Consider the following 20,491-nt stretch of genomic DNA (forward strand, 5'->3'; position numbering starts at 1 on the left):
TAAATGAAAGCAAAAATTGAATGTCGTTGGATTAATAATATGGCATTTGAAGCAGAAGTTGATAATCACTCAATAAAAATGGATGCCGATGAACTTTCGGGAGGTGAAAATCTGGGACCAAAGCCAAAAGCATTATTATTGGTGTCCCTGGCAGGCTGTACCGGTATGGATGTTGTTTCCATTTTAAAAAAAATGAGGGTTGATATTGAAGATTTTTATATTACTGTGGAAGGAGATTTGGCAAATGAACACCCCAAATTTTTTGAAAAAATAAAAATTTTTTACCACTTCAAGGGAAAAAACCTTCCCATGGATAAAATCCAGAAAGCTGTAGAATTATCTCATGGAAATTATTGCGGTGTGGCTGAAACCCTGCGAAAAGGTACAGAACTGGAGCATGAAATAATAATTGAAGAATAAAACTCAAATACGTTATGCCTTTAATTTCTATAGTGATACCGTGTTTTAATGAGGGTGAAAATGTAGAACTGGTTTGTGCAAAACTTCTCGAATATTCTTTCCCTGATGCTCATACAGAAATTCTCTTTGTTGATGATGGTAGTGCAGACAACACCCTGCAAAGGATAAAGTCCCTTGCGGATAAGCACAAGGGAATAGTTAAATACATTTCCTTATCGCGAAATTTCGGCCATCAAAATGCTTTATTTGCCGGAATTTCAACGGCAAAAGGCGACTGTATTATCATGATGGATGGGGATATGCAACACCCGCCGGAAATAGTTCCGCAGATGGTTGAAAAATGGAAAGAAGGTTTTGATATTGTTTATACCATAAGAGAGCAGGATAAATCCCTCTCTTTGTTTAAAAGGTTTACTTCAAAATTATATTATAGGTTGTTGAATGCATTTTCAGACATTAAAGTTGACATGGGAGCAGCCGATTTCAGGTTAATAGACAGAAAAGTTGCCGATGTGATAAAAAACGACATCAATGAAAGTTTTTTGTTTCTGCGTGGTATATTCAACTGGGTAGGTTTCAATAAATTCGCTATTAGTTATATGCCCCATAAACGCCATGCAGGAAAATCAAAATATACTTTTCGTAAAATGTTCGCTTTGGCAACGAGCGGAATATTTTCATTTTCTATAAAACCCCTGAGGCTTGCAACTTATCTTGGGTTGTTTATGTCGCTAGTGTCTTTCGCTTATGGGTTTTACGCCTTATTCATGAACATTTTTACGGAAAAAACAGTGAGTGGATGGACTTCCGTCATATTCAGCATTCTTTTTGTCGGAGGGATAATCATGATTTTATTAGGTATCATTGGCGAATATATCGGAAGAATTTATGTTGAAGTTAAAAAACGACCCAGATTCCTGATTAAAGACTCAAATTATAACAAAACCACTATGGATTAAAAATCTATAGTAGTTTAGTTTTTAAAATTTATTAAACTCAAATTCGTCATTTGAACATTTATTTCTATCAGAGAACAAATATTAAGAATTGATATGAATTTTTAAATAAAATTTAGAATTCTTCAATTAAGTTCCTATCAGAAGTTCAAACTCAATGACTTTTGATCTTTATCTTACTCTAAGGTCTGCATTTCAGATACATTGAAAAATTTTTGTTTTACCTTTGCTCATTAAATTATAACTCATGTGCGGTATCTGCGGCATCATTGAAAAAAACAAAGACAATTCATCTTTGATGGTGGATATGCTCAAAATTATTGAGCACCGCGGACCTGATGATTACTCTGTTTACAATCATAAAGATTTTTGCCTTGGCCATCGCCGCCTCGCCATCATTGACCTTAACACCGGCAACCAACCCATTTTTAATGAAGACAAAAGTATTTGCATCATTTTTAATGGTGAAATCTATAATTACAAAGAGCTAAAAACCGAACTGTTGCAAAAAGGGCACTCTTTCAGCACTGCTACTGATACGGAAGTAATCGTTCATTTATATGAAGAAGAAGGTACAGATTTCATTCAAAAACTTAATGGAATTTTTGCTTTTGCACTGCTTGATAAAAATAACGACAGACTGCTCCTGGTCCGTGACCATTTCGGTGTCAAGCCTTTACATTATTATTTTAATAACGGATTGTTTATTTTCGGTTCAGAACAAAAAAGTATTTTACTTCATCCACTTGTCAGCCGTAATATCAATTACAACTCTCTCCACTCCCACCTAAACCTGCGATATACCCAAAGGAATGAAACACTTTTCGAAGGAATAAAACGCTTGCCACCGGCTCATTTTTTAATTTTTGAAAATCAAAGCATCCACATTAAGAAATACTGGAAATTGAAACCACAACCTGATGCGAGTATGAATGAAAAGGAAGCCATTGAAAAAATGCATTTTTTTATGAAACAGGCGGTGGAAAGGCAGCTGATGAGTGATGTGCCGCTGGGAGTCTATTTATCTGGCGGCATGGACAGTTCAACCATAGTACAAAAAATGCACGAGCTGGGAGTTGAGAAAATCAACACATTTACTATGGGATTCAATGAGCCCACCGACGAATTTCCCGATGCCGAACAAATCGCAAAGCATTTCAATACGAATCATCATACTTTATCCCTTTCTCTGAATCCGATGCAGCAATTCCCGCAGGTAATCTGGCATGCTGAAGAACCAAAAATCAATCTTCTGCAGGGTTTTAATATGTCGAAATTTGTCAGGCAAAATATAACGGTTGTACTTGGCGGTTTAGGCGGTGATGAGCTTTTTGCAGGATATGACATCCATAAATTTATTTTCCCATTCAATAAATTTCACAGATTAACGCCCTTATGGTTGCAAAAGATATTTCGTTGGAAATCGGAATTGCTTTTTAAGATGCAAAACCCCACCCATACCCTTACTCTTGATGAATACAGACGTGGATTACAAATGCTGCTTGCCTTAGGAAATATTGAACGTTTTTATCTTATCCTTAGAAATGTCTGGGATTTTGACAATGGGTTTTATAAAGAAATTTATCATCAGGATTTTTACCGGCAAATGCTCGCAGAAAGCCAGAAAGTTCACACAGAATTTGATGCATTTTTTAAAGATTCAAGACATTTAAACGCACTGGACCAAGTGCTTTTCACAGAGTTTCAGAGCAAAATGACAAATGATTACCTGCTCACTGAAGACAGGATGTCAATGGCTAATTCTATAGAAGAACGGGTACCTTTTCTTGATTTGGATTTGGTGAATTTTGGTTTTTCAATCCCCATACATTTAAAAATAAAAAACAATCAGACGAAATATCTGTTCCGTAAAGCCATGGCACAAAAGCTGCCGCAAAAAATTATCACGAAGAAAAAATGGGGGTTCACGGTGAATGCGTACCTGCAGTTTCAGAAAGACCTGAAGGCAACAGCAGAGAAAATACTCACACCGGAGTTTATTGAAAAACAAGGTATTTTTAATTATAGCTACATCAGGCGGATTATTGAGCACTCTCCTCACCCGAAAATGCGCTGGCATTATAATTATATATGGATTGTTATGGGGCTTGCTATTTGGCAGAAGATGTATATTGACGGAGATAATTTTAAAAAGAAAGAAATAGATTTGAAGCAGTATTTTAGCTAATCTTTGAGATTATCAGAGTGTTATATTATTAGTAAGTTGACAGTAAAATATGAATTACATGAGTACCACAATGACACTCAGGACACTAAGAGACACTAAGAAAAATTCTCTATTTTTTATCTAAAACTTAGTGAAATTAATTGCTCTAAGTGCCTAAGTGTTTATTTTTAAAATATAAAAAAATGAAATACTCTATAATCATCGCCACATACAATCGTCTGGAAGAAGTTAAAGAATTGCTGGCTTCGGCAGAAAATCTGGACTTTAGCCGTGATACTTTTGAATTAATATTTTCTGATGACGGCTCAACAGATGATACTGAAATTTTTTTAAAAAATTACAAATCGTCCAGCGGGTTAAATATCCGGTACCTTTATCAGCAGAATAAAGGCCCCGGGGAAGCACGCAACCATGGCATGAGAAAATCGCAGGGAGAATATTTTATATTTGTGGACTCCGATTGTATGTTTCCACCGGAATGGTTACAAAAAATCGATGAATACCTAAATAAAGAGCATCTGGATGCCTGGGGCGGTCCGGATACTTGCCACGAAAGTTTTTCGCCTCTGCTCAAAGCAATTAATTACTCCATGACTTCATTTATCGGCACAGGCGGCACCCGGGGCGGTAAAAAATCTGTTCAAAAAAAATTCTATCCGCGTAGCTTCAATATGGGGATTTCACGGAAAGTTTTTGAAACCATAGGTGGGATGGGCGGTTTGCGACACGGCCAGGATATGGAATTTTCAGGGAGAATTTATAATAGTGGTTTTAAAGTCGGATTAATTGCGGATGCATTTGTTTATCACAAAAGAAGAACATCTTTAAAACGATTTTATAAACAGGTGTTTAATTGGGGTGTTGCACGTGTGAACCTTGGTAAAATGGATAAACAAATGTTTAAACCGATACATTTTATCCCGGCATTATTAATCGCATTTTTTTTGTTGTTTGTCATTATCACTCCTTTTCCGTTTTTCCCGAAATGGCTTTGGTTTATTGCTGCTGCAGGTATTACATTTCTTGTAACCATTGCTTTTTTTCAATCGCTTGCAAAATATAAGAGCCTCAAAACATCACTGCTTTCAATCATCACGCTATATATTCAGATTATTGCATACGGCCTTGGCATGTGGAAAGGGTTGTTTCAGGTTTGGACAGGCAAAGGGACAGCCGAAGGATATTCCAAAAATTATTACAAATGATTCAATAATTTTCTATTTCTGATAAATAATAAATTAGATTCAACCAGTCCACTTTTCTATCTGTGTTTCCTATCCTTACAATAATCGTGTTTGTATTTGGGTTTATAAATACGTATTGACCCAGGAAGCCGTTGGCATAAAAAGTATTATTGTTAAACAACCAGAAATGATATGAATATTCATTCTGCTCTTCAATTGCGGGAGTTGTACATTTTTTTATCCACTCTTCAGGAACAATCTGTCTGCCCTCCCATTTTCCATCATTCAATATCAGCCTGCCAAACCTGGCAAAGTCTCGTACAACAGCATTGATACAACAGAAAGGCTTTTCAAATCCACTTTTATAACTATCAAGGCTCCAATATGCCGGGCTTTCCATTCCAAGAGGCTGCCAAATTTTTTCCTGAAGATATTCAGATAAAGACTTCCCTGTTGTACTTATAAGTATATTTCCCAGTAAAGTTGTATTTATACTTGCATACTCAAACATGGTTTGAGGATTTTTTTGTTTGTATATAAAACGTAAGTTCTTCAATAGGTTTTTGCTTACGAAATAAGTCGCTTCATTATTAACAGGAATAAGAAAACCTCTGTTAAATATAATCCCTGAACGCATATTCAACAAGTCTGCAATGGAAATGTTATCCATTCCTTTTCCCTTTAACTCCGGAATATAATCAGTAATAACATCATTGACATTATGAATAAACCCTTCTTCAATGGCAATTCCAATAAGAACAGAAACAATTGATTTTGTAACTGAAAATGAGTTTACAACAGAATTCTTATCATGTCCTTCAAAATATTTTTCGTACATGATAGTATCGTCGCGGATTATTATAAAAGCAACTGTTTTATCTGATACAAGAATCTCTTCAACAGAATTTAACTTCTCAGGGTTTAAATTATCAGGAATCAGGCATTGTAATTTATCGTTATTTGGTTTTTCATAGAAATAGGAATTTTTATTGCCTGTATCAATTTTTCTGTTTTCAAATATTTTATAGTCATCAACAGTTATTTTGCCATTCAGAAGAACTCTTCCTGTTGTGCCACATGAAACAAATGATAATAATATTAGTAAACTCCAAAATAATTTTATCAGCTTCATAAACTTCAGAATGAAACGCCAAGCTGGACTTCAAATCCCCTGAAATTAAGCCTGGTTCCTGGAAATTCTATATATTTTGTTTCCACAGTGTTTTGAAGTACTCCCCCCGTATAAGTTCCTTTTAAATCCAGTTTGCTTCCACCCAAATAATAGCCAAGCCCGGGGCTTATTGCAAGATTATCGTTTATCCATATCGTAACAGTCAACCCAAAAATAAATCCGTGTGAAATATTGTTTTTGTATGTAAAATCTGAAGAGCAAGCATCCCAGCCTTCATATTTCTGCAACATACGGTTCAGGTTTTCATAATTTATTTTTTGAAAGAACTGATAAGCGCCAAAATATCCGGCTCCTATATCAATGTCAACATTTCTGACAGGTATAGATAAGGCAGGCATAAAACTCAACGCCAAAGCATAAAAGGGCCCCATCAGAGGCTTGGAATTATCGAAGCCCGGAGGGATGCCATTCACCGACATACCACCAATTGAATAAATAGAACCTGTTGGAATAAGTTTTAAATACTTAACGGGTTGAACAGGATAACTATAATAAAATGGCGCAACAGGGAATGAAAATGCACCTTTTTCAGGAAAGAAATAAGCCACTCCCAATTGCCCCTTAGCAATTAAAGAGAACATGATACCTATGCAAAAAAAAACTATAGATTTTATGAAACCTGCATTCATTATTTATTGATAATTTCGTTCGCCGAATATTGCTGTTCCGACTCGTACAATTGTTGACCCTTCTTCAATGGCAATTTTAAAATCACTGCTCATCCCCATCGAAATTTCTTGAAATGTTACAACATTAGTAAAATACGTTAATTTCAATTCATCAAAACAACGCTTCAGTGTTTTAAACTCATTTCTGACAATTTTTTCATCATCTACAAAACTTGCCATTCCCATTACACCGCATATACGGATGTTTTTCATTTTAATAAAATCTTCAGAAGTCATGATTTCATGAGCGTCATTTATTGACAATCCGAATTTACTTTCCTCTGAAGCAATATGAAATTCAAACAAACAATCAATCATGCGGTTATTTTTCAGGGCTTCTTTATTAATTTCGGTCAGTAGTTTTAAACTGTCCACGCTGTGAATACATGAAATAAAAGGGGCAATGTATTTAACTTTATTGGTTTGCAGATGCCCTATCATGTGCCATTCGATATCCGAAGGCAAGTGCGGCTGTTTCTCAATTAATTCCTGCACCCGGTTTTCGCCAAATATCCGCTGGCCTGCATAATAAGCTTCAAAAATTCTTTTCACCGGTTGTTTTTTTGAAACAGCAAGTAACTTCACATCCGAAGGAATTTGTTTTAATACAATTTCTATGTTATCTGAAATTTTCATAAAATATGAGGGTAAAAATACAAATTTAAAATTCAGATTATGCATTAAAAAACAATAGAGAAGTGTTAGAAATTTCGCATCATGAAATACTTACACTGCTACATTAAAATCTCTCAAACATTCGTTTAATGAGGTTTTAAGATTAGTTGATTCTTTTCGTTTGCCAATAATCAACGCGCAAGTTATTGGATATTTCCCAGCAGGAAATTCTTTCAGATAAGTACCAGGAATAACTACAGAGCGTTCAGGAATAACTCCATGATATTCTAATGGTTCGCTGCCGCTAACATCAATTATTTTTGTAGAGTTTGTAATCACAACATTGGCCCCCAGCACAGCTTCTTTTTTTACATGCACGCCTTCCACAACAATGCTACGGGAGCCAATAAAGCAATTATTTTCAATGATAACGGGCGATGCCTGAACAGGCTCCAAAACGCCCCCAATGCCCACGCCACCACTCAGGTGTACATTTTTGCCTATTTGAGCACATGAACCGACAGTGGCCCAAGTATCCACCATAGTTCCACTATCCACATAAGCACCGATATTTACATAAGAGGGCATCATCACCACGCCGGATGCCAGATAAGAACCATAGCGGGCAATAGCATGCGGAACCACACGGATGCCTAATTCACGATAGTTTTTTTTCAAAGGTATTTTATCATTAAACTCCAGCGGACCCGCTTCTGAAACCTGCATCTGTTGAATCGGAAAATACAGTAAAACTGCTTTCTTTACCCATTCATTTAATTTCCAGTTTCCCTCCATAGGTTCACTAACTCTTAACTTACCCTTATCAAGAAGCTCAATGGTTTTGCGAATGGCATCACAGGTGCTGTCATCCTTGAGAAAATCGCGATTATCCCAGGAAGTTTCAACCTTTTTTATTAATTCTGAATACATACATTAATTGGAATTAAGTTGTGTTCAAAGTTAGGGAAAATTTGTATTTGTTTAATAGCATAATTAACCAATCAAAAAAAGCAATGATTATGGATTTTTATTTTTTGTTACCACTTTTAAATTTTTCGCAAACCGCAGGGATGTATAATAAGATAAATCAAAGCTTTGAGGCAAAACCTTTTGGAGAAAAAGAAAATGTAAAATCTTAAAAAAATTGTAATTTTGCAAACCACAGATTATGGGACGCATATTAGCTATAGATTACGGACAAAAGAGAGCAGGCATCGCAGTTACCGATGAATTGAAAATTATTGCCAACGGGCTTACCACGGTTAGCAGCCATGAAATTATATCTTTTCTGAAAAAATATTTATCAGAAGAAAGCGTTGAATGTATTGTAGTTGGGAAACCTTTACAAATGGATAACTCTCCATCCGAATCCGAAAAATACATCTCAATATTTATTTCATCAGTTAAAAAGGTATTCCCAGACATTCCGCTGGTCAGAATCGATGAACGGTTCACTTCTAAAATGGCATTTCAAACCATGCTTGATTCGGGTATTAGTAAAAAAAAGCGCCGCAACAAAGCACTTATAGATACCATCAGCGCTACTATAATTCTGCAATCATATCTTGAAACAATTAAGTAAAGAACTTATGAAATTACCTGTACTTGCTTTCGGAACAGCTTCGCTGAAAAATAAATCAGAATCTATTGACAAAGATTTTCCGGAATTGAAACAACTAATCGAAAACATGTTTGAAACCATGTATGGCTCTGCCGGTGTAGGGCTTGCAGCGCCTCAAATCGGAAAAAATATCCGTCTGTTCATTGTTGACACCAGCCCTTTTGGAGATGATTATCCCGACGGAAAAGATTTTAAAAGAGTATTTATTAACGCACAAATTACTCACAGAACCGGTGACGAATGGGCTTTTAATGAAGGATGCTTATGCATTCCGGAAGTTCGGGAGGATGTGATGCGTCCACCCACCATTACCATCAAGTATTATGATGAAGATTTTAATTTTCATACCGAAACTTATTCCGGAATCCGTGCACGGGTTATCCAACATGAATACGACCATATCGAAGGAATTTTGTTCGTTGACAGGCTCAGCCCATTAAAAAAAATGTTGATAAAGGGGAAACTATCAGCTATTTCCAAAGGATTGGTAGCAACCAAGTATAAAATGATTTACCCTCAATTAAAAAAACAAATAATCTAAGAATACAAACTATGAAAACATTAAAAACTTTAACATTACTTCTAATTGTTTTAATTTTTGCGTCCTGCCAACCTTCAAAAGATAAAGTGGTAAGGGACATTACAGAAAAGGAAAAAACCATTTATAGCGGAACAAATCCCATTCCTGACAAAACCAAAGTTGAGGAGTTAATCACCCTTTATAAGAAATTTGCCGAAGAATTTTCTGATGACTCCCTGGCTCCGGAATACCTATACAAAGGGGCTACTTTATTAATGAATAGTGAACAAAATGACGAAGCCATAAATCTCTTAGACAGAATTTTCAAAGATTATCCATCATTCAATAAGCTCCCTGAGGCATTGTTTCTCAAAGCATTTATTTACGAAAACAATATAAAAAACATCAACAAAGCTAGGGAAGCTTACAAAGATTTTCTTAATAAATACCCCGACAGCGACCTGGCTGATGACGCAAAGATATCGTTGGAAAACCTGGGAAAAACTCCAGAACAAATTATTAAGGAATTTGAACAAAAAATGAAGCAGCAGGAAGATTCGCTTGCAGCAGCTACAGCAAAAAAATAATGCCAGACAAAAAATCAGAACGATATGAGAGACTGTACCTGCAAGCATTTGAATTGCTTACAAAATGCAAGGACGTTACTGCACAAATGGCCACAGTTACAGCTATTCTTTTTAACAAAATGGACACTTTTTTCTGGTGTGGTTTTTATAAAGTGGAACCTGACAATCTCGTTGTAGTTACATATCAGGGGCCGCTTGCATGCCAGTTGTTACCCAAAAACAAAGGAGTTTGTTGGGCTACTGTGAACAAAAATGAAACTATCATTGTTCCTGATGTTCATGCTTTCCCGGGGCATATTGCCTGTGATTCAAGGTCAAAATCTGAAATAGTTGTCCCGTTGAAAGATAAAAAAGGTAAAATTATCGCTGTTCTTGACGTGGACAGCAAAGAATTAAATACTTTTGACGAGACTGACAAAAAATACCTTGAAAAGATTGTGAGCCTGATAAATATATAACAATATCAGGCAAATTCCATCTCAAGAAAAACTTTTAATGCTTCGGATTTAATTTTTGTATATAAGGTCCCATTTTTAGCATAAGCTATGTTACCTGTTTGCTCAGATACCACTATGGTGATTGAATCAGAAATTTCTGAAATTCCAACAGCTGCCCGATGCCTTAACCCTAATGAAGATGGGAAATTTTCGCTTCTTGTTAAGGGCAAAACACATCTTGCAGCTTTAATCCTATTGCCAACAATAACAATAGCGCCATCATGCAAAGGACTGTTTTTGAAAAATATATTTTCTATTAGTTGTTCTGTAATTTTCGAGTCTATTAACTCCCCTGTATTGACAAATTCATCAAGGTTGCTTCGTTTGGCAAGCACAATCAGGGCTCCGGTTTTTGTATCTGCCATTCTCTTACATGTTCTGACGATTGTTTCAATATTAACTAAACTCCCCTGTCTAACATTCATTTTCAGAAAAGTCAGCCATTTCTTCCTGCGTGATAAAAAACGAGGTGTCCCTATCATTAATAAAAATTGTCTTATTTCTCGCTGAAAAACTACAATAAGCGCAATGACACCCACACTCACAAACTGTCCGAGAATTTCAGACAGCAAGTCCATTTGCAGCATATTCACAAGTTTCCAGAGAAAATAAATCGAAACAATTCCCAAAAAAATATTTATGGCTGCTGTCCCCTTCATCAGGCGGTATAAATTATAAATCAACACAGCCACCAACAATATATCAATAACATCTGTTACCCTCAAGGACAAAAAATCGGCAATAAACAGGATAATCATTTCATTTTTTTTACAAAAATACGTCTTTTCATGTTATTGAAATATAAAGGTGGTAATAATGAATATCTATGAATTATATATTGCTTTTTTCACAACCAAATATTTTTTATTATTCTGAATTTTTTTTTAATATCTTTGGTACATAAAAATTAATCATTTATCAATCATAGAATACATGAAATGAATAAATTTAAAGCTTCTCTTTTTATCGTATTTATTACATACTTATTTTTTAATCATAAATCATTTTCGCAAAACACCAGCAATCTATTCACTAAAGAAAATAGCATTATTAATAATAAAGATAAGGAAAAAGTTGAAGCAAATTTTATCGCTAGTGACTCAATTATTTGTGCTGGCCATTATGTTACATTTACAAACCTTTCACCTAGTGGAAATAAGTTTATTTGGTATTTTGAAGGAGGGCAGCCCGATTCATCTTTTGTAAAAAACCCCCCGGTGATTTATTACTTTTATCCAGGAAGTTATACAGTAAGCTTAACGGCTATTCAAAGTAATGATACCAATACATTAATAAAGCCCAAGTACATATATGTTGAAGATTGTAGTGAAAAATTTGTTTTTATACCAAACATATTCACACCTAATGAAGATGGTATAAATGATGTCATTTTCATTAAAGGGCCTGATATTGTTGAAGCACATATGTTTATTTTTGACCGCTGGGGAAAAAAAGTTTATGAAATTCATAACCTGTCACAAGTCTGGGATGGTGAAATTAATGGTCAAAAGGCAGAGCAAGGAACTTATGTTTATTACATAAACTTAATATTCAAGGATGGAGATACACAAATTAAAAAAGGTAATTTTACATTAATACGATAAGTTGTTAGATATGAAGAAAATATTATCCCTTATCCCAATACTTATTATTTTACATGTAAATCTGTTTGGCCAGGATGTTCATTTTACACAACTTAACAGCGCTCCGCTGATGACGAACCCTGCCCTAACCGGTGCTTTCAGTGCAAATCACAGAATTATTGTCAATTACAGAAGCCAATGGAGAAATGTTACCGATTCTTATATGACATACGGCCTGTCATACGACTTAGGTTTTCTTAAAAAGGAACTTAAAAGAAGTTTTCTTGCATTAGGAATACAGTTTTTCAACGACCAATCGGGAGATATTAAATTAGGGTTAACTCATATTAATCTTTCAATAGCGTATCACCTATCTGCAAATATGCATAATGTCTTGGCTGTAGGGTTACAAGGAGGATGGTACGAGAAAAGACTTAATGTAAAGAATATGATTTTTGGGAACCAATATGATGCTAGTTCACTAGGAGGTTATAATCCTGCACTACCTCATGGTGAAAGTATGCCTTTTATAAACATTGATTATGGTGATTTTTCAGCAGGTATTTTGTGGTCATACAACTCCAGAAAATCCACAGTTAATACTCCTGAAACAAAAAAAGTAAGCGTTGGATTGGCATTATTTCATATCAACAGGCCTAGACAAACATTTTCTAACTCATTAACCGAAAGGCTTTATATGAAATTTGCTTACCACATTAACTCATCAATAGGATTTAAAAATAGCAGATTCTTTTTATTGCCTTCAACTGCAGGCTTTTTCCAGGGGCCTACCTACGATGTCGTTTTTGGCAACTTGTTCGGAGTAAGGTTGAAAAAAATATCCTATTATACTGATTTTAACCCTGAAACGTCAATCGCTATTGGTGCACATTACCGCATTAAAGATGCTATTATTATTATGGGCCAGCTTGACTGGAAGAATTTTCTTTTCTGCTTAAGTTATGACATCAATACTTCAAAATTATATAATGCCAGTAAAGGTGCCGGAGGATTTGAGGTATCAATAAGGTTTATGGCGCCAGTTTCTAATGCCGGCAAAAAAAATCTTTATTAAATATAATGTTAAATATACTGCTTAATAACTGTTAATTTTGTAATAATTCAATAAATATTTGCCATCCACATAAAATGTTATTATATTAGCATAAATTTTAAAATAAAGATTAGATAAACAAAATCCACAGTTATGACTAATATATTTAAATCCTGTCCTTTAGGTCTGGTAATTATTGCTTTGATATTTTCTTTGCAAATATCTGCTCAAACAACATTCCAGAAGCAATACCAGATTGGCCAGTTCCACCATTTTACAGAGTGTGTTCAGCAAACAGACGACTTGGGGTATATTTTTCAGGGATGGAAACTGGATGTTAGTTTCCCTCTTATGAAAATGACTCTTGTCAAAACCGATACTCTGGGAAATGTTGAATGGCAAAAAGACTATTGTAAGTGCATTACAAACCCTCCTTTGTGTTTATCCTGTGGGGCAGCTTCAATTATGGGAGGATGTATACAACAAACCAACGACGGGGGCTTTATCATGTCGGGCAGCGCTGACGATAAAATGCTATTGGTGAAAACTGATGGCTACGGAAATGTCACATGGGCAAAAACATATGGTTCTGGTTCCTACGGGAAATATGTCAGACAAACAGCAGACTATGGATATATATGCGTTGGCTATTCGGGCAGCAATATTTTTATTGTAAAAACTGATGCAAGTGGAACCTTGCAATGGGACAGAGCATATCAATTAAGCCCTAATTATAATGATGCGGCTATGGATGTTGACCAAATAAACAGCGGCGATTTTATTGTAACCGGATATTCAACCACAATATTTAATCCTGGACCCAGCGCCGATACTACAACAGATATAGTCCTTTTAAAACTAAATTCCTCCGGGACATTACAATGGATAAGAACATACGGTCAGGATTCGGAAAGCGAAGAAGGCCATGCTGTTAGTAAAACAAGTGATGGGGGTTATATCGTAACGGGGCATACATCTCAAACCGGCTCAGGACTCAGTGCTGCCGATGTTTTCATTTGGAAATTCAGTTCTTCTGATTCTCCTCAATTTCAATACAGCTATAAAGTTGGCGGTTTCCTGTCACTGGATATCAGCTTTGGTTATGCCGGGCAACAAACATCAGACGGTGGTTATGCACTGTTTGGAGTCACTACGGGGTTTGGTTTGACAAGCATCTCCTATTTCAGCAACTTTATGTTAAAACTTAACAACATAGCAGATATTGAATTCTGTATGTCTTATAAAGACTCTGTTTCAGGAGCTCCCATAAGCATGGGCTATTCTATCTGGAATGATGGCAAGCAATTGGCCGATGGCGGATATCTGCTGGGCGGTTGCGGTATCCTGAACTCCGGAATAGGACTTGGCCATAAGCTAATCAAAACGAACAGTTACGGCTCCAGCGGGTGCAGCGAAAATACTATTTATCCCACAAGATATAACTTTGCTCCTGCTGCCGAAAACCAATCTCCAACAAATCTTGCTACAGGCTCTTCCGACAATATCAATATGTTTGTCAGTGACCCCGGAATAACTGAAGAAACAGTTTGTATTTTTACTCCTTTGATTGTTGATGCAGGCATGGATTACAGCATGTGTGAAAACACCACTTCCTGGTTAGGTTGGTCTCCCACAGCCAGCGGAGGAACCGGGACTTATTCCTATTCCTGGCAGCCGACAACTTATCTGGATGACCCCTACTCAGCAAACCCTGCAATTACACCAATGGCTGAAGGCACTTATACTTATACAGTAACTGTTACAAGCGGAAGCCAGACCGGCACCGACGATATCACTATTACTGTGCTTCCCGCTCCCGATGCCACTCTGGAGCCTTTTGAAAATATTTGCATCAGTTCCGACCCTTTTACCATTAGCGGAGGAAGCCCCACCGGAGGCAATTATTATATAGATGGAGTTATTGGAACCACATTCAACCCTGCAACAGCTGGCTTGGGGACACACATCATTTCATATATTTTGATTGGCGGCAACGGATGCACCGATACAGCTTTTCAGGAAATCATTGTTTATGACCCCAATCCCGATATAACTCCCGCAGGGCCTTATTGCTCCGACGACCCTGCCGATACACTACAGGCTGCCAGCCCCGGAGGAATGTGGTCAGGAGTGGGTATCACCGACCCTTATTTCGGAGTTTTTAACCCTTCTGTAGCAGGCCTGGGAACACACTGGATTAAATACGGATTCCCTTCACCCTGCCTGGCTTACGACTCTATACAAATTACTGTTATACAAGCAGCAAATGCCACTATTTACTGGCCAGGACTCCTGTGTGTGTTCGATGCCCTTGATACATTGACTGCCTATGACCCAGATGGAATATGGTCAGGGGATCATATTGTTAATGCTACTACAGGAACCTTTTCACCAAGCACTGCAGGAATAGGATCCCATCAGATCATTTACACCATAAGCGGGCAGTGTGGCGATGCCGATACTCTTAATGTTATTGTTGCAGGTCAACTTAGTGCAACCATCACAGACATATCGCCTTTATGCTCCAATGCACTACCGGTAACACTTGTTGCTGTTGACTCAAGCGGTATATGGACAGGTTTGGGAATTACAAATCCTGTTTTGGGTATTTTCACTCCCGATACAGCAGGGGCAGGAACTCATCTTATTATTTATACCATTCCTGGAAGTTGCGGAGATAAAGATTCTACTTATATCACAATATATTCCTCACCCGCTCTGGCAGCATCCATATCAAACGAAAGTTGTACTGGCGCGAACGATGGCTCCGTTAAAGTAACAATAACCGGGGGCACACCGCTTTTTGAAATTGCTTGGGATGGTGATACAAGCTCACAGTCAGGAAATACATTTAACAAAACAACTCTTAACCCTGGCGAATATTTTATTGCCGTTTCCGACTCAAACGGATGCAAGGATACAGTTACATACAAAGTGCTTGCCTCTGACATTAACTGCTCCATTTATATTCCAAATATTTTCTCACCAAACGGAGACGGCGCAAATGATATATTTGTTGTAAGAGGGCTCAGACCGGGAGATGTAAAAGAAATTAAACTGGCTATTTATGACAGGTGGGGCGAAAATGTATATATTTCTGAAAATGCTGTTGAAATTCTTGAAATCGGATGGGACGGCAAATACAAAAACAAAGAAATGAATACTGCGGTATTTGCATACTATTTTAAAGTGGTGCTTAATAATGATGAAACTGTTGTTCGTAAAGGGAATGTTACAATTGTCAGATAATTTATTAATAATTAAAATTCATAGATTATGAAAAAAATATTTCTAATTGCTGCTATGTCAATCTGCACATATTATGTTTTTGGACAGGACATACATTTTTCGCAATTCAACTATGCCCCTCTGTCTTTAAACCCTGCCATGGCAGGCGCTTTCAATGCCGACCACAGAATCATTGCAAATTACAAAAGCCAGTGGCGAAGCATTTCAAAATCGTATATGACCTACGGAATATCTTATGACTGCGGAATATTAAAAGGAAAGCTGAACGGAGGCATTCTTGGACTTGGATTTCAGCTTTTTAATGACCAGGCAGGCATTAATAAATTGAGCCAAACTCTGGTGAATATTTCCGCTTCCTATCATTTACCCATCAACAGGCAACACACACTAACTGCAGGTATTCAGGGAGGCCTCGGCCAAAAGAGAATTAAAACCGATAATATGCAATGGGATAGCCAATACGACAATACTTATCCGGATGGGTACAATCCTTCAGGCACTACCGACCCCATTATAAGCGATATGTCAAAAGGTTTTGTTTACGGAGATATTGGTGCAGGGCTGTTATGGTCATATAGTTCGGGTTCTGCCACATTATCATCTAACAACTCAAAAAAAGTAAGCGCTGGAATTTCACTTCTTCACATAAACAAACCCAAACAAACTTTTTCGGAAAATACAGCAAAACGCATGTATATGAAAATGACCGTTCATGCCAATGCATTTATTGGATTTACAAACACAAACTTTTCAATGCTACCCACTCTTGCCTGGTTTATGCAGGGGCCTTCCAATGAGTTTATTCTGGGCTCTTTGTTTCGTTACCGTTTGAATGACGCATCAAAATATACAAATTTTGTTTCAGAAACTGCTGTAGGACTTGGATTATATTACCGTTTGAAAGATGCTTTTATCATTATGGCACAGGCGGAGTGGCGTAACTTTCAGCTCGCTATAAGTTACGACATCAATACATCAAAACTTGCAGCCGCCAGCAAGAGTGCCGGAGGCATGGAAATCTCCCTGAAATATATTACTCCGCTTTTCACAAAAACAAATAAAAGCTTGTATTAATACTGCCTGTTTGTGATAATGAGTTTTACTGTTAATGCTCAATGCACAATATTCAATTTTCAATGTTCAATGTTCAAGTAAAGATGGCGACTGGCCAAAAGCCAATAGCCACTATTAGCACCTTATGACGACTGCTCACTGTTCACTGCTCACTGTTCACTGCTCACTGCACACTGCACACTGTCCTCACGTATTCATTCCGCCACAAACATTGATCACCTGAGCGCTGACATAAGATGAAAGGTCGGAGGCTAAATATAATGCTGTATTTGCAACATCCTCGGGAGTGCCCGGACGGTTTAAGGGAATACTTTTTAACCAATACTGTCTCGCTTCTTCAGGTAATTTTTGGGTCATTTCGGTTTCAATGAATCCCGGCGCTATGGCATTGCAACGCACGTTGCGGGAGCCAAGTTCTTTGGCCACCGACTTGGTAAAGCCAATGATACCTGCCTTGGACGCCGCATAATTCGCCTGCCCGGCATTGCCTGCTACGCCAACAACAGAACTCATATTAATGATAGAGCCATAACGCTGCTTCAGCATGGTTTTTTGCACTGCCTTTGTCAGGTTGAAAACCGATTTGAGGTTGACATTGATTACAACATCCCAGTCGGCTTCGTTCATGCGCAACAACAGATTATCGCGGGTGATACCGGCATTATTGACTAAAATATCTATAACAGGAAATTCCTTCAGGATGTCATTTATTGTTTCTTCGGCGCTGTGATATGATGAAGCATCGGAAGCATAGCCCTTCGCCTTAACCCCCAATTTCAACAATTCAATTTCTAATTGTTTCGCGTTGTCATCATATAATAAATCAGTAAAAGCAATGTTACAGCCATTTTCAGCAAACTTCAGCGCTATGGCCCTGCCAATACCTTTGGAAGCGCCGGTAATGACAGCCGTTTTATTTTCAAGAGTTTTCATGATTTTTTTTACAAATTTAATGAATATTTTGTCGCATTAAACCAGGATTACAAATCTGAGTGAGCAGAGCAGAATTATGTTATAACAGCAACACATTTAATGTCTTTTGCAAATATAATACTTGATTTTTATCTTAAATTATTTTTTCATTCATAAAGTAATTAATGGAAATAATTTATTCTGTAAATTTGAGTTTTATTATATCATCCAATATTCTTTTTTATCCTGATGAGCATAAAGTACCTGATATTATTGTTTGTTTTTATTTTTAACAGCCTTGGCCTGGCAGCTCAGGAGAATAAAAACCAGCAATTGCTCCAAGCCGCTTACGATGGAGATACGGATAAAATCCTCCGCTTGCTGCTCGACAGCGCCGATGTCAATACTGCAAATGCAGAAGGCGTTACTGCCCTGATGTACGCTGCGGAAAAAGGCCATACCGATATTGTAAAAATACTGCTTTACAACAATGCAGACCCCAACGCCGAGCCGCTTACGAAGCGTACAGCTCTGATTAGCGCTGCCATCAATAACAATATCGAAATTGCCTATAATCTTTTATTATACGGCGCCGATATCAACGCTGCTGACGAGAACGGCGCCACGGCGCTGAACTATGCCAGCTGCCTGAGCTTTTACGACATGGCTGAATACCTCCTGATGAACGGCGCCAGGCACGACATCAAAGCTCAGGACGGCACCGATGCCATGCTGGGCGCTGCCTTTTACGGCAACGCAGAAATAGTAAGCTTGTTATCGCGCTATCAAGCAAATATCAACACAAGCGATTATGCAGGGTTTTCACCCTTGTCGCTAGCCATTCAAAATGGCAATGCATCCATGGCGGATACACTTATCAGAAATAAAGCCGAAATAAAATTATTTCTGAAAGAACATCCAAAAGTTAACCCGGTTGATTATGCAAGGATTATGAACCGTAAGCCTTTGGTAATACTTTTAAAGAAACAAGGCGCACACGGAAGTTTTAACCTCTTTATTCATCAGGTTACTCTTACTTTCCACCCCGGATTTCTCAATAATGAAGATTATTTTATGGGAGCAGGTATCGGCATAATTGAATCAAAGTCAAATCTAAGCCTTGAATTGGGCCTTTACGGAAGGTTGGCAAGAAAACGTATTCTTGAGCAGCAATCTGAAAATATCTATTATCAGTTGTGGCAGAAAAAACAATATATATACCTCAGCCTGGAGAAGCTTTTTACTTTTCGAACAAAAAAAACCGAACGTAAGCAAGGAATTTTTATCAGGGCAAAAGGCATTGTTACTTTTGGCAACTACGAAGGGTTAAAAAGAAACCCGAAAAGTAAAATTACATTGGCCCCTGGTGTTGGATACAGTTATATGTTCAACCATGTTTTTTTTAAAGCAGCTTATGAATATGCTGATTTAGGCATTGGTAATAAAATGTCGCATTGGTTGTCGTTATCAGTTGGAATAAGCATAAACACAAAAAAAAGTCATCTCACAAAAAAAATATATTGGATGTAATATGATGATTAAAAAAAATACCATGCTGCTCATCCTTGCCCTGGCATGTTTTTTTATAAATTCATGCAGTGAAAGTTTGCAGCCCGAAGATTGTATGAATTACGATTATTCCGATTGCAATACCCTAGAACCAGAATTGGGCGCTTTGCATGTGAAACTGACCATCAATGCGGAAAACCCTTATATTCCCGTAAGCATTTATGAAGGCAATGCCGAAGACAGCCTGATGGTGCTTTCCGATACCGTCATGTCTGCCCAAAGCAGTTACCTCCTTGTCCCCGACAAATATTACACTGTAGTTGCAAAATACAAATCCGGTAATAACATCATTTATGCTTTTGACGGTGACAGGGTGAAAAAAATTCAGGAAGTAATCTGCGACTCCATATGCTGGTCGGTTGATGAAGGCAATGTAAATGTTGAATTGAAGTAGATAATTCATTTGCCTGTTCATGGTTCTTGAATAAAAATTTGGATATTCTTATGTATTAACATTCCATAATTCATAACTTTGCCATAAATTATTTTCTTCTGAAACGTTTTCTAATCATACAAACCGCATCCATCGGAGATGTTGTTTTAGCCACTCCATTAATTGAAAGCATCAGGGCAGACAATACATCCCATGAGATTGATTTCCT

20 protein-coding genes are annotated in these 20,491 nt (G+C 37.2%); 14 read left to right on the forward strand and 6 right to left on the reverse strand.

What is annotated here, in order from left to right; genetic code table 11:
• The first annotated feature begins 3 nt into the window (after positions 1–3).
• The 4 genes from M0R16_01170 to M0R16_01185 all read left to right on the forward strand — a co-directional run bounded on the left by M0R16_01170 (position 4) and on the right by M0R16_01185 (position 4,769).
• Positions 4–420 (forward strand): OsmC family protein, encoded by a 417-nt coding sequence (locus M0R16_01170; protein ID MCK9611496.1) that lies wholly within the window; start codon positions 4–6, stop codon positions 418–420.
• 14 nt (positions 421–434) lie between these two features.
• On the forward strand, positions 435–1,379 hold the full coding sequence (locus tag M0R16_01175) for a glycosyltransferase family 2 protein (protein MCK9611497.1): 945 nt from the start codon (positions 435–437) through the stop codon (positions 1,377–1,379).
• A 244-nt stretch (positions 1,380–1,623) separates the two neighbouring features.
• Positions 1,624–3,564, forward strand: a complete 1,941-nt coding sequence (gene asnB / locus M0R16_01180) for an asparagine synthase (glutamine-hydrolyzing) (protein MCK9611498.1) — start codon at positions 1,624–1,626, stop codon at positions 3,562–3,564.
• A 182-nt stretch (positions 3,565–3,746) separates the two neighbouring features.
• A complete protein-coding gene (locus M0R16_01185; protein MCK9611499.1) occupies positions 3,747–4,769 on the forward strand; it encodes a glycosyltransferase in 1,023 nt (340 codons plus the stop codon).
• Between the two features lies 1 nt (position 4,770).
• On the opposite strand, the gene M0R16_01190 is transcribed toward M0R16_01185, so the two are convergent.
• The 4 genes from M0R16_01190 to M0R16_01205 form a co-directional block, all read right to left on the reverse strand.
• On the reverse strand, positions 4,771–5,880 hold the full coding sequence (locus tag M0R16_01190) for a beta-lactamase family protein (GenBank protein MCK9611500.1): 1,110 nt from the start codon (positions 5,878–5,880) through the stop codon (positions 4,771–4,773).
• Positions 5,881–5,885: 5 nt separating this feature from the next.
• On the reverse strand, positions 5,886–6,521 hold the full coding sequence (locus M0R16_01195) for a hypothetical protein (protein MCK9611501.1): 636 nt from the start codon (positions 6,519–6,521) through the stop codon (positions 5,886–5,888).
• 51 nt (positions 6,522–6,572) lie between these two features.
• The gene (locus M0R16_01200; GenBank protein ID MCK9611502.1) at positions 6,573–7,244 is read right to left on the reverse strand and encodes a YggS family pyridoxal phosphate-dependent enzyme; all 672 of its coding nucleotides are present in this window, start codon (positions 7,242–7,244) and stop codon (positions 6,573–6,575) included.
• A 90-nt stretch (positions 7,245–7,334) separates the two neighbouring features.
• On the reverse strand, positions 7,335–8,153 hold the full coding sequence (locus M0R16_01205) for a 2,3,4,5-tetrahydropyridine-2,6-dicarboxylate N-succinyltransferase (protein ID MCK9611503.1): 819 nt from the start codon (positions 8,151–8,153) through the stop codon (positions 7,335–7,337).
• 238 nt (positions 8,154–8,391) lie between these two features.
• Between M0R16_01205 and ruvX the strand changes: the two genes are divergently transcribed.
• The 4 genes from ruvX to M0R16_01225 are packed head-to-tail and all read left to right on the forward strand — an operon-like array spanning position 8,392 to position 10,409.
• Positions 8,392–8,805: a Holliday junction resolvase RuvX gene (ruvX, locus tag M0R16_01210; protein ID MCK9611504.1), complete on the forward strand. Its 414-nt coding sequence runs from the start codon at positions 8,392–8,394 to the stop codon at positions 8,803–8,805.
• Positions 8,806–8,812: 7 nt separating this feature from the next.
• Positions 8,813–9,385 carry a peptide deformylase gene (gene def, locus M0R16_01215; protein MCK9611505.1) on the forward strand — a complete coding sequence of 191 codons (573 nt, stop codon included), beginning with the start codon at positions 8,813–8,815 and terminating at the stop codon, positions 9,383–9,385.
• Positions 9,386–9,396: 11 nt separating this feature from the next.
• Complete coding sequence (locus M0R16_01220; GenBank protein MCK9611506.1) at positions 9,397–9,951, forward strand: tetratricopeptide repeat protein; 555 nt, start codon at positions 9,397–9,399, stop codon at positions 9,949–9,951.
• Positions 9,951–10,409 carry a GAF domain-containing protein gene (locus M0R16_01225; protein MCK9611507.1) on the forward strand — a complete coding sequence of 153 codons (459 nt, stop codon included), beginning with the start codon at positions 9,951–9,953 and terminating at the stop codon, positions 10,407–10,409. Before M0R16_01220 ends, M0R16_01225 begins: the two co-directional genes overlap by 1 nt.
• Positions 10,410–10,414: 5 nt before the next feature.
• Here the strand turns inward: M0R16_01225 and cdaA are convergent, their stop codons facing one another.
• Complete coding sequence (gene cdaA / locus M0R16_01230) at positions 10,415–11,206, reverse strand: diadenylate cyclase CdaA (protein ID MCK9611508.1); 792 nt, start codon at positions 11,204–11,206, stop codon at positions 10,415–10,417.
• Between the two features lie 180 nt (positions 11,207–11,386).
• Between cdaA and M0R16_01235 the strand changes: the two genes are divergently transcribed.
• From M0R16_01235 to M0R16_01250, 4 genes are all read left to right on the forward strand, one after another.
• Entirely contained in the window at positions 11,387–12,052 is a 666-nt protein-coding gene (locus M0R16_01235) for a gliding motility-associated C-terminal domain-containing protein (GenBank protein ID MCK9611509.1), read from the forward strand.
• Between the two features lie 10 nt (positions 12,053–12,062).
• Entirely contained in the window at positions 12,063–13,106 is a 1,044-nt protein-coding gene (locus M0R16_01240) for a PorP/SprF family type IX secretion system membrane protein (protein MCK9611510.1), read from the forward strand.
• Between the two features lie 132 nt (positions 13,107–13,238).
• Positions 13,239–16,334 carry a gliding motility-associated C-terminal domain-containing protein gene (locus M0R16_01245; GenBank protein MCK9611511.1) on the forward strand — a complete coding sequence of 1,032 codons (3,096 nt, stop codon included), beginning with the start codon at positions 13,239–13,241 and terminating at the stop codon, positions 16,332–16,334.
• Between the two features lie 27 nt (positions 16,335–16,361).
• Positions 16,362–17,408, forward strand: a complete 1,047-nt coding sequence (locus M0R16_01250) for a PorP/SprF family type IX secretion system membrane protein (GenBank protein ID MCK9611512.1) — start codon at positions 16,362–16,364, stop codon at positions 17,406–17,408.
• Positions 17,409–17,594: 186 nt separating this feature from the next.
• Here M0R16_01250 and fabG read toward each other — a convergent pair whose 3' ends face one another.
• On the reverse strand, positions 17,595–18,341 hold the full coding sequence (gene fabG / locus M0R16_01255) for a 3-oxoacyl-[acyl-carrier-protein] reductase (GenBank protein MCK9611513.1): 747 nt from the start codon (positions 18,339–18,341) through the stop codon (positions 17,595–17,597).
• A 228-nt stretch (positions 18,342–18,569) separates the two neighbouring features.
• Here fabG and M0R16_01260 point away from each other — a divergent pair, with 228 nt between their 5' ends.
• The gene (locus M0R16_01260) at positions 18,570–19,850 is read left to right on the forward strand and encodes an ankyrin repeat domain-containing protein (protein MCK9611514.1); all 1,281 of its coding nucleotides are present in this window, start codon (positions 18,570–18,572) and stop codon (positions 19,848–19,850) included.
• Between the two features lies 1 nt (position 19,851).
• Positions 19,852–20,283 (forward strand): hypothetical protein, encoded by a 432-nt coding sequence (locus tag M0R16_01265; GenBank protein ID MCK9611515.1) that lies wholly within the window; start codon positions 19,852–19,854, stop codon positions 20,281–20,283.
• The last annotated feature ends 208 nt before the right edge of the window (positions 20,284–20,491 follow it).

The organism is Bacteroidales bacterium (assembly GCA_023228145.1).
Lineage (GTDB): Bacteria > Bacteroidota > Bacteroidia > Bacteroidales > CAIWKO01 > CAIWKO01.

What these genes read in the sequence shown, in the direction of transcription:
- M0R16_01170 (MCK9611496.1), top strand. Translation starts at nt 4, where the DNA reads ATGAAAGCAAAAATTGAATGTCGTTGGATTAATAATATGGCATTTGAA.
- M0R16_01175 (MCK9611497.1), top strand. Translation starts at nt 435, where the DNA reads ATGCCTTTAATTTCTATAGTGATACCGTGTTTTAATGAGGGTGAAAAT.
- asnB (MCK9611498.1), top strand. Translation starts at nt 1,624, where the DNA reads ATGTGCGGTATCTGCGGCATCATTGAAAAAAACAAAGACAATTCATCT.
- M0R16_01185 (MCK9611499.1), top strand. Translation starts at nt 3,747, where the DNA reads ATGAAATACTCTATAATCATCGCCACATACAATCGTCTGGAAGAAGTT.
- M0R16_01190 (MCK9611500.1), bottom strand. Translation starts at nt 5,880, where the DNA reads ATGAAGCTGATAAAATTATTTTGGAGTTTACTAATATTATTATCATTT.
- M0R16_01195 (MCK9611501.1), bottom strand. Translation starts at nt 6,521, where the DNA reads ATGTTCTCTTTAATTGCTAAGGGGCAATTGGGAGTGGCTTATTTCTTT.
- M0R16_01200 (MCK9611502.1), bottom strand. Translation starts at nt 7,244, where the DNA reads ATGAAAATTTCAGATAACATAGAAATTGTATTAAAACAAATTCCTTCG.
- M0R16_01205 (MCK9611503.1), bottom strand. Translation starts at nt 8,153, where the DNA reads ATGTATTCAGAATTAATAAAAAAGGTTGAAACTTCCTGGGATAATCGC.
- ruvX (MCK9611504.1), top strand. Translation starts at nt 8,392, where the DNA reads ATGGGACGCATATTAGCTATAGATTACGGACAAAAGAGAGCAGGCATC.
- def (MCK9611505.1), top strand. Translation starts at nt 8,813, where the DNA reads ATGAAATTACCTGTACTTGCTTTCGGAACAGCTTCGCTGAAAAATAAA.
- M0R16_01220 (MCK9611506.1), top strand. Translation starts at nt 9,397, where the DNA reads ATGAAAACATTAAAAACTTTAACATTACTTCTAATTGTTTTAATTTTT.
- M0R16_01225 (MCK9611507.1), top strand. Translation starts at nt 9,951, where the DNA reads ATGCCAGACAAAAAATCAGAACGATATGAGAGACTGTACCTGCAAGCA.
- cdaA (MCK9611508.1), bottom strand. Translation starts at nt 11,206, where the DNA reads ATGATTATCCTGTTTATTGCCGATTTTTTGTCCTTGAGGGTAACAGAT.
- M0R16_01235 (MCK9611509.1), top strand. Translation starts at nt 11,387, where the DNA reads ATGAATAAATTTAAAGCTTCTCTTTTTATCGTATTTATTACATACTTA.
- M0R16_01240 (MCK9611510.1), top strand. Translation starts at nt 12,063, where the DNA reads ATGAAGAAAATATTATCCCTTATCCCAATACTTATTATTTTACATGTA.
- M0R16_01245 (MCK9611511.1), top strand. Translation starts at nt 13,239, where the DNA reads ATGACTAATATATTTAAATCCTGTCCTTTAGGTCTGGTAATTATTGCT.
- M0R16_01250 (MCK9611512.1), top strand. Translation starts at nt 16,362, where the DNA reads ATGAAAAAAATATTTCTAATTGCTGCTATGTCAATCTGCACATATTAT.
- fabG (MCK9611513.1), bottom strand. Translation starts at nt 18,341, where the DNA reads ATGAAAACTCTTGAAAATAAAACGGCTGTCATTACCGGCGCTTCCAAA.
- M0R16_01260 (MCK9611514.1), top strand. Translation starts at nt 18,570, where the DNA reads ATGAGCATAAAGTACCTGATATTATTGTTTGTTTTTATTTTTAACAGC.
- M0R16_01265 (MCK9611515.1), top strand. Translation starts at nt 19,852, where the DNA reads ATGATGATTAAAAAAAATACCATGCTGCTCATCCTTGCCCTGGCATGT.